The following is a 12,831-nucleotide window of genomic DNA, read 5'->3' as shown; positions in this document are numbered from 1 at the left end:
TGGAGCCGGGATTATATGCGACCGGCTAGTCGGAGCTTTCCAGCAGACGGAAGTAGCGGCGCGCGCGTTTCACGTCGCGGCTGATCTGTTCGCGGAGCGCGTCCACGGATGGGAACTTGATCTCGTCGCGCAGGCGGCGCAGGAAACATATTTCCACGCGCGTCTCGGCGAGCACGTCGATGGGATGGAAGTTCAGCAGGTGCGTCTCGATTGCGAACGAGTCGGCGCCGAAGGTGGGGCGGTTGCCCACGTTGGTGACCGAGTCGAACCGCTCCTCGCCCACCCGTGTACGCGAGATGTAGACGCCGTCCCGGGGCACAAGCTCGTCGTAGCGCGAGAGGTTGATGGTCGGCACGGTGTACTTGTGGCCATAGCCGCGTCCGCGGCCGGGGGTGGAGACGATGTTGAAGACACGCCCGAGCAAACGCCGCGCCCGCCCGACTTTGCCTTCGCGCAACAGCTCGCGGATGCGCGAGCTCGAGACCACGTCGCTGCCCACGCGTAGTTCGGGATAGATGACCACCTCGTACCCGGCCGCTTTGCCGAATTCCTTCAGCTTTTCCACGTTGCCTTCCGCCTTGTGCCCAAAGTGGAAATTCGCGCCTTCATGTACTTCTTTAGCTTTCAGCCCGTTGCCGATGATCTCAATGGCAAAGTCACGGGGCGGCGTGAGCGACAGATCGCGCGTGAAGGGCAGCACCAGCACGGCATCGAGTCCGGCCTGCTCGAGCACTTGCAACTTCTCCGGCAGCAGCGTGAGAAGTTTCGGCGCAACGTCCGGGCGCAGGACACGCATCGGGTGCGGATCGAAGGTCACTGCCATCGCCTTCGCGCCGAGTCCCTTCGCGCGCGCGACCACTTCCTTCAAGACGAGCTGATGCGCACGGTGGACGCCATCGAAGTTGCCCACGCTCAGCACCGTCGGACCAAATCCGGCGGGAACGTCTTTGAGTTTGCGGAAGACTTTCATTCGAAGATCAGCATTAGAAACTCAGCATTCGAAACTCAGCATTCGAAACTCAGCCTCACAAGATCAGCACTAGATCTCAAACTCCAGCTTGAGCCCGTCGTGGGCCAGGCGGACGTGTGGCGGCAGCCCAGCATTCGTCTCCTCGTGCGGCAGGTCGTGCGAGATGTGGGTGAAGAACGCGCGCCGCGGCGAGAGCTCTTCCACCAGGCGCAGCGAGTTCTCGACCGTCGAATGCGTGGGGTGCGGCTTGTGCCGCAGCGCATCGAGAAAAAGGATGTCCAACCCGCGCAGCTGCGCCTTCGATGCCGCGGGGATGTCGCTGAAGTCGGTGAGGTAGGCAGCGCTGCCAAAGCGGAAGCCGTGGATGGCGTCGTCGCCATGCATCACGCTGACCGGCTCGATGCGCGCGCCGAAGAGTTCGAATACACCGTCGATGGGCTGGAGTTCGACCTGCGCCTTGCTCGGATACTTGTTCTGCTCATCGAAGATGTAGCTAAAGATCCTCTGCAACGAGCGCGCCGTGTGCGCATCGGCATAGAGTGGCAGCCGGCCGGGATGGTGGAAGCTGAGCGGACGCAGGTCGTCGAGCCCGAGGATGTGGTCGGCGTGTCCGTGGGTGTAGAGCACGGCGTCGAGCTTGCGGATGCCGGCGCGGATAGCCTGCTCGCGGAAGTCAGGCGTGGTATCGATGAGCACGTGTTTGTCCGCGTACTCGAGCAGCACGGAAGGACGCAGCCGGCGATCGCGCGCGTCTTTGCTGGTGCATACGGCGCAGTCGCAGCCGATGGTGGGCACGCCCATCGACGTGCCGCTGCCGAGCACGGTGAGCGTCGCTTTCATTTGATTCGCGTAGGTCCGGGACCGCTGGGAAGGGATGGCCCGCCCGGCATGTGCACCGCCGGCGGATCATTGATGGCGTTCATCACCTCCACCCACGCCATGCGCAGCTCGTAGAGCGCCTGCTGCAGCATGTTCTTTTCGGCGTCGGTGAGATTGCCTTTGGTCTTTTCCTGCAGCAGCGCGATGGTGTCGATGGTCTGGCGCGCGCCCATGATGTCCACGCGCGGCTGCTCGCCTTCGGGCGCAGCCATGCCGAGCTGCAACAGCGCCGTCATGTAGAGCGACGCCGCAAAACGCTCGAACGTCATCTCGAACTGCCGCACCTCGCGGCCGGCAAGTTTTTCCTTGAGCTGCTCGTCGAGTTTGCGGTTGGTCTCGTCGTAGGCGGTTTTCTGCTGCGCCAGCTCTTCGTCGGTCAGCGGCGGCGGCATCTGCGGCTCGTCGGGCGCATGCCCCTGCGTTTCCGGTGCGGGGACGACTCTTGCCGACTCCGTCACGGTTGCTGGATCCGTCGCAATCGGGGCGGCGCTTGCCTTCTGCTCTGCGACGGCCACGGCCGGCGGAGCTTCTTCTCTATCCGGCGGCGCGTCGGGACGAATGTCCCCCTCGGCGGTGAACTTGCGACGATCACTTACCACGAACTCTGTCTGTTTTTCCTTAGCCATGGTTCTCCATTGTTTCACTTGTTCATTGCTTCATTGACTCATTGCTTCATCGAGCGAGAAAGGAAGCGAGCTTACTCGAGCTTTCGTTCCCTCCACTTCAACCTCAGAGCCGGGCTTGCCTGCTTCGCGCCGGATGTATCCGAGTGCGAGCGTGTGCCGGTTGCCGTTGGGCAGCTGCGCCACGCTGGTGATCTGGCCCACGTCTTTTCCGCAGGCGGAGACTTTCGCGCCCGGTTGCGGCGTGCCCTCCGCGATCTCGAAGCCGGCCAGCGACCGGTGCACCGCTCCGCGCGCGTGGATGCGTTCCACGATCTCCTGCCCGAGGTAGCAGCCTTTGTTGAAGTCGAGCGCACGCTGCTGCGCCGTCTCCTGCGGCAGGTCTTTTTCGCGGATGTCCACCCCGAAGCGCGGCGTGCCTTCGGCCACGCGCGCCAGTTCCAGCGCTTCGTAGCCCACGGGCGTGGCGCCGGCAGCAACGAGTGCGTTCCACAGGCTCTCGGCACTTACAGGCGCCAGCCAGATCTCGATCGTGTCGGGCGTGTCCTTACGGATGACGGTCGCGGCGGAATCGTTCCATGCGGCGGTGACGGCCGTCAACGGCCCGACCGGAACACCGAAGCCTGCCGTGCCGAGAACCTCCACCGCCTTCGAGCCGGTGACGCCGATGGCAGTGAGTTGGGCGCCGAGGTCGGCGACCTCGACCTCGTCCATGATGATGTACTTGTCGAAGAGTTGCAGCACGGTAGCTGCCTGCGACAAGTCGGTCTCCACCAGGAGATGATCGCCGCGGTTGTAGATGTACATGTCGGCGAGGATGTGTCCCTGAGCGTTGAGCAGGAAGTTGTAACTGCCGTGGTCGTTCGCGAGGTCGCGGATATTGTTGGTGACCATGCCATTCATCCAGCGCACGCGGTCGTTACCTCTCACGACCAGCTTGGCACGGCGGCCGAGATCGTATATGCCCGCGCCGGAACGAAGTGCCGCGAACTCCCGGGCCATGTCACCGAAGGACGCAGCCGTCTCCGCGCCGCCGAATTCGCCAAAGCGACCGCCGGCGGAAACAAGCGCGGGATGGAGTGGTGTCTGCATGGACTGAAGCGTGATCCCCAACCCTTGATTATAGCCGCGCAATGCCGCTTGGCCGGGCGCGCCAGAAGGGGCTATCATCACCAGTCACTCAGCCAGTCCACCATTCGTCATTTGCCAGTTCGTCATTTGCTAGTCCCACAGGACTCCAGGAGGAACCATGAAAACGTTGCGCCTGCTCGCCCTCGCGCTCTCCCTTGCCGCTGGCTTCTCGCTCGCGGCGCAAGACATGCACAAGCCGATCCCTAACGCCGCGTTCGACCGTTTGAAGACGCTGGCGGGCAGCTGGGAGGGTAAGTACACCGGACCAGAGGGAAGCTTCACCGGCGCCGCCAGCTTCAAGGTCGTTTCCGGCGGCTCCGCCATCATGCTCAGCATGGACGAAGGCACGGGCGGCGAGATGATCACCATGTTCCATCCCGACGGCCAGAAGCAGCTCATGGCGACCCACTACTGCGCCGGGCAGAACCAGCCGCGCATGAAGTTGAACAGCATATCCGATCCGAACGTGCTGGTCTTCGACTTTGTCGACGGCACTAATGTCTCCGATCCCAAGGCGGACCACATGACGAAGCTGGTCATCCGGATCGTGGACGCCGACCACCACACCGAGGAGTGGACCTCGGAGGCGAGCGGCAAGCTGACGACCGCGAAGTTCGTCTACACCCGGGTGAAAAGCTAGCCGGATGTCCGCGACCCCGAAACCGCCAGCCGCGCGGATGAACGAAAAGAAGCGCATCGCCGTGGTCCCCGGGGACGGCATCGGCAAGGAAGTGATCACCGCCGCGCTCGACGTGCTGCGCGCCACGGGCGCGCCGCTCGCCTTCACCACCTTCGACTGGTCGGCCGACCGCTATCTGAAAGACGGCACCACGCTGCCGGGCTACGCCGATGGTTCTGGCTTCCGCACGCTGGAGCGCGATTTCGACGCCGTCTTTGTCGGCGCGCTCGGCGATCCGCGCGTGCCCTCGAACGTCCACGCCAAAGAGATCCTGCTGGGTATGCGCTTCAAGATGGACTTGTACGCCAACGTGCGTCCGGTGAAGTGTCTCGACGAATCGCTCAACCCGCTCAAGCACGCCCAGGCCGCGGACATCGATTTCGTCGTCGTCCGCGAGAATACCGAGGGCTTATACGTCGATCGTGGGAGCCACACCAAAGCGGGGACGCCGGACGAGACCGCCATCCAGGAAGACGTGAACACGCGCAAGGGCGTGGAGCGCGTCATCCGCTACGCCTTCGATCTGGCGCAACGCCACGGGCGCAAGCAAGTCCTGATGACGGACAAGTCGAACGTCATGACCATCGCGCACGGCTTGTGGCAGCGCGTGTTCAAGGAAGTGGCAGCGGAGTTCCTGCAGATCGCCGCCTCGCATATGTACGTGGACGCGCTCTGCATGCAGATGGTCCGCGACCCCAAGCAGTTCGACGTGATCGTGACCAACAACATGTTCGGCGACATCATCACCGACCTCGGCGCGGCGCTGCAGGGTGGGCTGGGGATGGCGGCGAGCGCGAACATACATCCCGGCAAGACCTCGATGTTCGAGCCGGTGCACGGGTCGGCGCCGCCGCTGGCGGGTAAGGACCAAGCCAATCCCATCGGCGCGATCGCGACGGCGGCGATGATGCTCGCTCACCTTGGCCTCGAAAAAGAGTCAGAGAAGCTGGACCGCGCCATCCTGGAAGCGGTGAAAAAGAAGAAGACGACCGCCGACGTGGGCGGAGCGCTGGGCACGAAAGCCTGCGCTGCGTTCATCGCCGAGCGGGTCGCGCGCGGGTAGTCCTGCAAGACATTTTCTTTGGGGGATAGAGATGAAGATGACGAAGAGCTCTGTTTGGATGTTGTTGCTGGCGCTGTGTGCGCCAGTCTTTTCACAAACCGCCGCACCTGCCGCCCAGCCGCCAGCCGCGGCGGTGCTCAAGCCCTACGACAACCTGGTGGTCGAGAACGTTCCACCCATCCCGATGAGCGTGGTGGAAGACGTGGCACGCTACACCGAGTACCGCACCGCGGGCTTTCGCAGCTGGCATCCGACGAAGCGCGAGATCCTCATCGGCACACGCTTTGCCGACGTGCCGCAGATCCACCGCGTCACCACTCCGGGCGGCGCGCGCACGCAGCTCACGTTCTATCCCGATCGCGTTGGCGGCGGTGAGTACGAACCGAAGCGCGGCAGCTACTTCGTCTTCAGTAAGGACAAGGGCGGTGACGAGTTCTTCCAGTTCTATCGCTACGACGTGGCCACCGGCAACGTGACGCGGTTGACCGACGGCAAGTCGCGCAACACCGCCTTCACTTTCTCCACCGACGGCAACCGCGCCGTCTATGGCTCCACGCGCCGCACCGGCGACGATGTGGATCTCTACGTGATCGATCCCAAGGACCCGGGATCCGATCGCATGCTGGTTGAACTCAAGGGCGGCGGCTGGGAACCGCTTGACTGGTCGGAAGACGACAAGAAGATCGCGCTCGCCGAAGGGATCTCGGCGAACGAGAGCTACATCTGGATCGTGGACGCGGCCACTGGGCAAAAAGAATTGCTCACTCCCAAGGGCGGCGCGGAGAAGATCGCCTACGGCCCGGCGCGATTCTCGAAAGACGGCAAGGGCCTCTACGTCACCACTGACAAAGAGAACGAGTTCCAGCGCCTCGCCTATGTGGACCTGGCAACGAAGAAGCACACCTATCTCACCTCGAACATCCCATGGGACGTGCAGGATCTCGACCTGAGTAAAGACGGCAAGACCATCGCCTTCGTGACCAACGAGAACGGCATCGGGAAACTGTACCTGCTCGATGTGGCGACGGGGAAAGAAAAGCCGGCGCCGCCGTTGCCCCCCGGGAGTGTCGGCTCGGCGAACTGGCACGAGAACTCCACCGACCTGGCCTTCAGCCTGGACAGCGCGCAATCGCCCAACGACGTCTATTCGCTCAACGTTCGGACCGGCAAGATCGACCGCTGGACCATGAGCGAGACCGGCGGCGTGGTCACTACCGACCTGCAGGAACCAGAGCTGTTGAAGTGGAAGAGCTTCGACGGCATGGAGATATCCGGCTTCCTCTATAAGCCGCCCGCCAGGTTCACGGGCAAACGTCCGGTGATGATCAACATCCACGGTGGCCCGGAGGGGCAATCCACGCCCGGCTTCCTCGGCCGCAGCAACTATTACTTGAAGGAGCTTGGCGTCGCCATCCTTTATCCCAACGTGCGCGGCTCGAGCGGATACGGCAAGACCTTCCTCGCGCTCGACAACGGATTCAACCGCGAGAAGAGTTATCAGGATATCGGCACGCTGCTCGACTACGTCAAGACGCGTCCTGACCTGGATAGCGACCGCGTGTTCATCATCGGTGGCAGCTACGGCGGGTTCATGTCGCTTTCCGTCTCCACCAACTACAGCGAAAAGATCTGCTGCTCGGTGGATATCGTCGGCATCTCGAACCTCGTCACCTTCCTCGAGAACACCTCCGGATACCGGCGCGACCTGCGGCGCGTGGAGTATGGCGACGAGCGCGATCCCAAGATGCGCGCCTTCATGGAGAAGATCGCGGCGGTGAACAATGCCGACAAGATCAAGAAGCCGCTCTTCGTGGTGCAGGGCTTCAACGATCCGCGCGTCCCGCGCACCGAGGCGATGCAGATGGTGCAGAAGGTGCGCTCGAGCGGCACGCCCGTCTGGTTCCTCATGGCCAACGACGAAGGCCACGGCTTCGCCAAAAAGAAGAACGCCGACTACCTGTTCTATGCGACCGTCATGTTCATGAAGGAGTTCCTGCTGAAATAATGGAAGCATGGCCGGGCAAGGCGGGCGGCGACGCCCGCCTCATTTTTCTCGCCCACCAGAGGCCGGGCTGCGTTCTAATCGCGGAGTGCGGCGTCTAACATCTCATATGCGCAATCTTCTTATGCCGGCCCCAGTTACGCGCGCTGCGGGATCCCTGACCCTCCTGCTGCTCCTCTTCGTTTCGCCCTGGTCTTTCGCCCAGCAGTCTTTCGCCCAGCAGTCTCTCGCCCAGCAGTCTGTCGCCCAGCAGTCTTTCGCCCAGCAACCGCCCACCTCGCCACCGGCGGGTGCCGCGCGCTCCGCTCCGCCCGCGCCCCAGGCTCCGGAGAGCAAAGCGAAGAAGAAGAACGACCGCAAGATCTCTGAGCAGGAAGCCCGCCAGCTCTTCGCCCAGGTCGACGAGATCCTGAGATTCGTTTCCCAGGATACCGGCCTGCCCATCAAGCATCCGGTGAAGCGCCAGTTGGCGAGCCGCGAGCAGGTGCGCAAGTACGTCACCGAGAAGAGCAAGAACGACGAAGACACCAAGCGGCTCGAGCGCACCGCCATCGTGCTTAAGAAGCTGGGACTACTACCGCGCGACTTCGACCTCGAGAAGTATCTTGGCGACCTGCTGGAAGAACAGGTCGCCGGCTATTACGACGCCAAGACCCAGACCGTCTACCTGCTCGATTGGATCGAGCCAGACGCGCAGAAGGCGGTGCTGGCCCACGAGCTCACGCACGCGCTTCAGGACCAGAGCTTCGATCTCGAGGAGCTGTTGCGGCACGACCTCAAGGAGGAAGACCAGTCGAAGGCGTTGAAGGCGCACGCGCCGATCGAGATCCGTCCGGATGAGCCGGGCACGGCGCGGCAGGCTGTGATCGAAGGCCAGGCCATGGTGGTGCTCGTCGATTACATGCTTGCCCCCAGCGGACATTCGCTGGCCGACTCGCCCCTGATCGGCGAGATGGTGAAAGCCGGCGCGAAGCGCCAGACCGACGAGATGCCGCTGATGTCGCACGCGCCGCTCTATCTGCGCGATTCCCTCATGTTCCCCTACACCTATGGCATGGATTTCGTGGCCGACATGCTGCATCGCGGCGGGAAAGAGCTTGCCTTCGCCGGCGTGCTCTCCAAGCCGCCACGCAACACCCGCGAGGTGATGGAGCCGAAAGCCTACGTGGCCGGCGAGAAGATCGAGTCGCTCACGCTTCCAAACATGCGCCAGTTACTGGGCAAAGCTTACGAACCATATGACGTTGGCAGTGTCGGCGAGTTTGACGTCCACGGACTGCTGAAGCAATTCGCCGGTGAGAAGACGGCGGAAAGACTTTCGCCCAAGTGGCGCGGCGGCGCTTACTACGCCAGCGAGCGCACCAGCGGCATGGCGGGGAAGAACGCCGATTGCGCCGCCAAGCCCAGTGATCCGAAGGCGCTCGAGGCGCAGCGCGTCGCGTGTCTCTCGCTGCTGGTCGAGACCCGGTGGGAGACTCCGGAAGCGGCCAACCTGTTTGCCCAGCGCTATGCCAGCCTGCTGCTGGTGAAGTATCGCTTCGCGCAAAGCCTCTCCGACGAAAGCGCGCAGCCGGAGAGCCAGCGCCAGCCCGGGAAGCGCTGCTTCGAATGTGTGGGCGGCGAGCGCTTCCAGACCGATGAAGGTATCGTCACCATCCAGCAACAGGGCGACCGCGTGCTCTCGCTCGAGACCTTCGACGACCTGGTCACCCCCAAGCTGCAGCAGGCAGTGATGCCGCAGCAGACTCCGCCGGCGGCGGTACGCAGTCCACAGTAGTCCTGCCACACCAGTCGGCGCAGCCGGCCGTCGCAGGTGCCTGGCGACCCGCCTTGTATAATTCCGCGTTCGACGTCACGACCTCCCACGCAACCCGGAGCCAAATATGCGCGAAGCAGAGATCGGCATCATCGGCGGCAGCGGCCTCTACCAGATGCCCGGGCTTACCAACCTGGTGGAGAAGGTCGTGGTCACGCCCTTTGGCAAGCCTTCGGACGCATACCATCTCGGCACGCTCGAAGGCCGGCGCGTCGCTTTCCTCTCGCGCCATGGCCGCGGACATCGCTTCATGCCCACGGAATTGAATTACCGCGCCAACATCTACGGCTTCAAGGTGCTGGGCGTGGACCGCATCCTTTCGGTCTCTGCCGTGGGCTCGCTCAAGGAAGAGCACAAGCCGCTCGAGTTCGTGCTTCCCGACCAGTTCATCGACCGCACGCGGCACCGCGTGGACACTTTTTTCGGCGACGGCGTGGTGGTCCACGTCGGCTTTGCTGACCCGGTCTGCGCGGAGGTCTCGAAGATCGCACAGGCGGCAGGGCAGAAAGCCGGCGTCACCGCGAAGCTGGGCGGCACCTACGTGTGCATGGAAGGCCCGCAATTCTCCACCCGCGCCGAGTCGAACCTCTATCGCTCGTGGGGCGCGGACGTGATCGGCATGACCAACCTGCAGGAAGCCAAGCTCGCGCGCGAGGCCGAGCTCTGCTATGCGACCGTCGCCATGGTGACCGACTACGACTGCTGGCACGATTCGCATGAGTCGGTGAGCGTGGACCAGATCGTCGCCAACCTGATGAAGAATGCGGAGAACGCCGCCACGCTGGTCAAGCATGCGGTCGCGGCCATGCCCAAGGAGCGCTCGTGCAAGTGCGGTTCGGCGCTGGCCAACGCTATCCTGACTGACAAGACGAAGATCCCGATGGAAGTGAAGCAGCGGCTGCAACTGCTGATCGGCAAGTACGTCGGCGTGAAGGTCGGAGCCTGAGGATGCCGGCATCTGCATCGTCCTTGCTCGTCGTTGGCTCGGTCGCCTTCGATACCATCCAGACGCCGCACGGCAAACAGGAGCGCATCCTTGGCGGTTCCGCCACTTATTTCTCGCTCGCGGCCAGCTACTTCACCAACGTTCGCGTGATCGCCGTCGTCGGCGAAGACTTCACCCCCGCGCATGAAGCCGTGATGACCGGCCGTGGCGTGGACACGCGCGGCATCCAGCGCGCGAAAGGGAAGACCTTTCACTGGGCCGGCGAGTACGGCGACAACCTCAACGAGGCTAAGACGCACCTCACCGAGCTGAATGTCTTTGAAGACTTCAAGCCGCAGGTGCCGCCCGAGTTTGCCGGCTCCGAGTTCCTCTTCCTCGCCAACATTGATCCGGTCTTGCAGGCACAAGTCCGCCGCAGCATGCCGCACGTCAAGCTCACCGGCGGCGACACCATGAACTTCTGGATCGGCGGGAAGCGTCGCGAACTTCAGGAAACCCTCAAGCTGGTGGACATCCTGCTCATCAACGATGGCGAAGCCAAGATGCTCGCGGAAGACAACAGTCTGCCACGCGCCGCACACAAGATCCGCGCCATGGGACCGAAGGCGCTGGTGATCAAGCATGGCGAGTATGGCGCGACCATCTTCTTCGCCGACCACAAGCATCCGTTCCGCGCGCCCGCGCTGCCGCTCGATGAGGTGCGCGACCCCACCGGCGCCGGCGACAGTTTTGCCGGCGGATTCATGGGATACATCGCCGCGCAAGGCAAACTGGACCGCGAGGTTCTGAAGCGTGCCATGTTTTACGGCGGCGTGATGGGCTCGTTCGCGGTGGAGCGTTTCGGCACCGAGCGGCTGCAATCGCTCACGCGTGACGAGATCGAGGCGCGCTTCCAGCTCTTCCGCGAACTCACGCACTTGGAATAGGCGTGGATAAACCTGTGCAAACTTCGAACGTGAGCGATAAACGCGACACCGTCCTGATCGTCCTTGCGGCGGCCTTCACCTCGCTCTGCGCCTTCCTTTACTACTTCACCCGCGGACAGATCCTGCTCTACGGCGACTCGGTCGCGCACATCAACATCGCGCGCCGCGTCTTCGATTCGGCCGTCCCCAGCCTGCTGCACTTCGGCACCGTCTGGCTCCCGCTGCCGCACCTGCTCATCCTGCCGTTCATCATCCCGCTGGACTGGTGGCAGTCGGGCATCGGCGGCTCGATCTACTCGATGGGAGCGTACATCTTCGGATGCCTCGGCAGCTTTCGGCTCGCATTGCGGCTCACGCACTCGCGCGCGGCGGCCGCGGTGGCTTGCATCGTGTTCGCCGCGAATCCGAACCTGCTCTACATGCAGTCCACCGCGATGACCGAGCCGCTGTGCATCGCGCTCTTCATCTGGATCGCGGTCTACTTCACCGAGTTCGAACAGGCCTCGCGCCCCAACCACGACGAGGGTAACGCCCAGACCGGCGATGCCCGTGCCGCGCGCGCGCTCACCCGTTGCGGCTGCTGCATCGCCGCGATGGCGCTCACGCGCTATGACGGATGGTTCGCCGGACTCGTCTTCGTGCTGGTGGCGTTTGTGGTTTTGATCCGGCGACACGGCTGGGGTTTCCTGACGCGCGCGCGTACGCCGCTGTGGCGCGGCGCGCGCAATCTCGCGTTGATCTCTGCCGCCGCGCCCGCTTTCTGGTTCGCGTGGAACTGGCTGCTTTCGGGAGATCCCCTCGACTTCGCGCTCGGTCCCTACTCCGCCAAGGCGATTGCCGTGCGCACGGCGATGCCGAACGCGACTTATCCCGGCCAACACTCGCTTGCCGTTGCCGCTACCTTCTTCCGCAAATGTGCGGAGCTGAACCTGGGCGAAGCGCCGTGGCATCACGCGGTGTTCTTCGCCGCAATCTTTGGGACGCTGCTGGCCGTCATCCTGAATCGGCGCGCATGGCCGGCGCTATTGCTCTGGCTGCCATGGCCGTTCTACACGCTCTCGCTCGCCTACGGCGACGTCCCTATCTTCATGCCGATGTGGTGGCCGTACTCGTATTACAACGACCGCTTCGGATTGCAGCTGCTGCCCGCCATCGCGCTGGGCGTGGGGCTAGCGGTCGCGGCCACAACCAACGTCTGGGTGATGCTGAGACCGGAGGGGGTCCCGGCGCATTCTCCGGACAGCCCGGGCCGGGGCGAGGCCTCGTTGGTCCGCACTTCGTTGGCCCGCACTTCATTGTCCCGCACATCTTGGGTCCGCAGCGGAATCGTCATCGTCATCCTGCTCATCACCGGCGCGACCTACTACACTGCTTGGCGCGCCACGCCCATCACGCTGCGCGAGGCGCGGGCAATCTCAAAGGCGCGCATCGCGCTCGAGACGCGCGTTGCCGAAGAGCTGCTGCGGCTGCCGCCCGATTCGCGCATCCTTATATACATGGCCGAGCACGGCGGCGTGTTGCAGCGCGCGGGCATCCCCTTGCGCCGCACCATCAATGAGAGCACACACGCGCACCGTGAGCTGCCGCACGGACTGTGGGAGCGCGCCCTCGCTGATCCCCGGCAATATGCCGATTACGTGGTCGCCTTCGAAGGCGATCCGGTCGCGCGATCGGCGGCGGCACATCGCGCGGACCTGCGCACCATCATCGTGATCCACAGCGCAGGCCAGGCCCCGGCCACTATCTACCGGGTCGAACCCGCTCCGCAGGCCCCGGCGTCGCGCTGAAGATGTAGA

11 protein-coding genes are annotated in these 12,831 nt (G+C 63.6%); 7 read left to right on the top strand and 4 right to left on the bottom strand.

The window, feature by feature from the left end:
- Nucleotides 1-25: 25 nt before the first annotated feature.
- The 4 genes from M3P27_00760 to M3P27_00745 form a co-directional block, all read right to left on the bottom strand.
- Nucleotides 26-970, bottom strand: coding sequence for a bifunctional riboflavin kinase/FAD synthetase (locus M3P27_00760; protein ID MDP9266839.1), 945 nt, complete (start codon nt 968-970; stop codon nt 26-28).
- 69 nt (nt 971-1,039) lie between these two features.
- A complete protein-coding gene (locus tag M3P27_00755; GenBank protein MDP9266838.1) occupies nt 1,040-1,810 on the bottom strand; it encodes an MBL fold metallo-hydrolase in 771 nt (256 codons plus the stop codon).
- Entirely contained in the window at nt 1,807-2,475 is a 669-nt protein-coding gene (locus M3P27_00750; GenBank protein MDP9266837.1) for a DUF1844 domain-containing protein, read from the bottom strand. The genes M3P27_00755 and M3P27_00750 overlap by 4 nt, the downstream gene beginning before the upstream one ends.
- 30 nt (nt 2,476-2,505) lie before the next feature.
- Complete coding sequence (locus tag M3P27_00745) at nt 2,506-3,564, bottom strand: folate-binding protein (protein MDP9266836.1); 1,059 nt, start codon at nt 3,562-3,564, stop codon at nt 2,506-2,508.
- Nucleotides 3,565-3,721: 157 nt separating this feature from the next.
- On the opposite strand from M3P27_00745, the gene M3P27_00740 reads away from it, so the two are divergent.
- The 7 genes from M3P27_00740 (at nt 3,722) to M3P27_00710 (ending at nt 12,822) form a co-directional block, all read left to right on the top strand.
- Entirely contained in the window at nt 3,722-4,243 is a 522-nt protein-coding gene (locus M3P27_00740) for a hypothetical protein (protein ID MDP9266835.1), read from the top strand.
- A 4-nt stretch (nt 4,244-4,247) separates the two neighbouring features.
- A complete protein-coding gene (locus tag M3P27_00735; GenBank protein MDP9266834.1) occupies nt 4,248-5,345 on the top strand; it encodes a 3-isopropylmalate dehydrogenase in 1,098 nt (365 codons plus the stop codon).
- Nucleotides 5,346-5,529: 184 nt separating this feature from the next.
- Nucleotides 5,530-7,350 (top strand): prolyl oligopeptidase family serine peptidase, encoded by a 1,821-nt coding sequence (locus M3P27_00730; protein MDP9266833.1) that lies wholly within the window; start codon nt 5,530-5,532, stop codon nt 7,348-7,350.
- A gap of 121 nt (nt 7,351-7,471) precedes the next feature.
- Nucleotides 7,472-9,124 (top strand): hypothetical protein, encoded by a 1,653-nt coding sequence (locus tag M3P27_00725; protein ID MDP9266832.1) that lies wholly within the window; start codon nt 7,472-7,474, stop codon nt 9,122-9,124.
- 106 nt (nt 9,125-9,230) lie between these two features.
- Nucleotides 9,231-10,109, top strand: coding sequence for an S-methyl-5'-thioadenosine phosphorylase (mtnP, locus tag M3P27_00720; protein ID MDP9266831.1), 879 nt, complete (start codon nt 9,231-9,233; stop codon nt 10,107-10,109).
- Between the two features lie 2 nt (nt 10,110-10,111).
- Nucleotides 10,112-11,035, top strand: coding sequence for a PfkB family carbohydrate kinase (locus M3P27_00715; GenBank protein MDP9266830.1), 924 nt, complete (start codon nt 10,112-10,114; stop codon nt 11,033-11,035).
- Nucleotides 11,036-11,049: 14 nt separating this feature from the next.
- Nucleotides 11,050-12,822: a hypothetical protein gene (locus tag M3P27_00710; GenBank protein MDP9266829.1), complete on the top strand. Its 1,773-nt coding sequence runs from the start codon at nt 11,050-11,052 to the stop codon at nt 12,820-12,822.
- The last annotated feature ends 9 nt before the right edge of the window (nt 12,823-12,831 follow it).

The organism is Acidobacteriota bacterium (assembly GCA_030774055.1).
In the GTDB taxonomy this organism is placed as follows: Bacteria; Acidobacteriota; Terriglobia; order Terriglobales; family Acidobacteriaceae; genus JACPNR01.
This window is presented reverse-complemented; position numbering and strand designations above follow the sequence as displayed.

Excerpts from the sequence above, each read along its gene's own strand:
- M3P27_00760 (MDP9266839.1), bottom strand. The coding sequence starts at position 970 with ATGAAAGTCTTCCGCAAACTCAAAGACGTTCCCGCCGGATTTGGTCCG.
- M3P27_00755 (MDP9266838.1), bottom strand. The coding sequence starts at position 1,810 with ATGAAAGCGACGCTCACCGTGCTCGGCAGCGGCACGTCGATGGGCGTG.
- M3P27_00750 (MDP9266837.1), bottom strand. The coding sequence starts at position 2,475 with ATGGCTAAGGAAAAACAGACAGAGTTCGTGGTAAGTGATCGTCGCAAG.
- M3P27_00745 (MDP9266836.1), bottom strand. The coding sequence starts at position 3,564 with ATGCAGACACCACTCCATCCCGCGCTTGTTTCCGCCGGCGGTCGCTTT.
- M3P27_00740 (MDP9266835.1), top strand. The coding sequence starts at position 3,722 with ATGAAAACGTTGCGCCTGCTCGCCCTCGCGCTCTCCCTTGCCGCTGGC.
- M3P27_00735 (MDP9266834.1), top strand. The coding sequence starts at position 4,248 with ATGTCCGCGACCCCGAAACCGCCAGCCGCGCGGATGAACGAAAAGAAG.
- M3P27_00730 (MDP9266833.1), top strand. The coding sequence starts at position 5,530 with ATGAGCGTGGTGGAAGACGTGGCACGCTACACCGAGTACCGCACCGCG.
- M3P27_00725 (MDP9266832.1), top strand. The coding sequence starts at position 7,472 with ATGCCGGCCCCAGTTACGCGCGCTGCGGGATCCCTGACCCTCCTGCTG.
- mtnP (MDP9266831.1), top strand. The coding sequence starts at position 9,231 with ATGCGCGAAGCAGAGATCGGCATCATCGGCGGCAGCGGCCTCTACCAG.
- M3P27_00715 (MDP9266830.1), top strand. The coding sequence starts at position 10,112 with ATGCCGGCATCTGCATCGTCCTTGCTCGTCGTTGGCTCGGTCGCCTTC.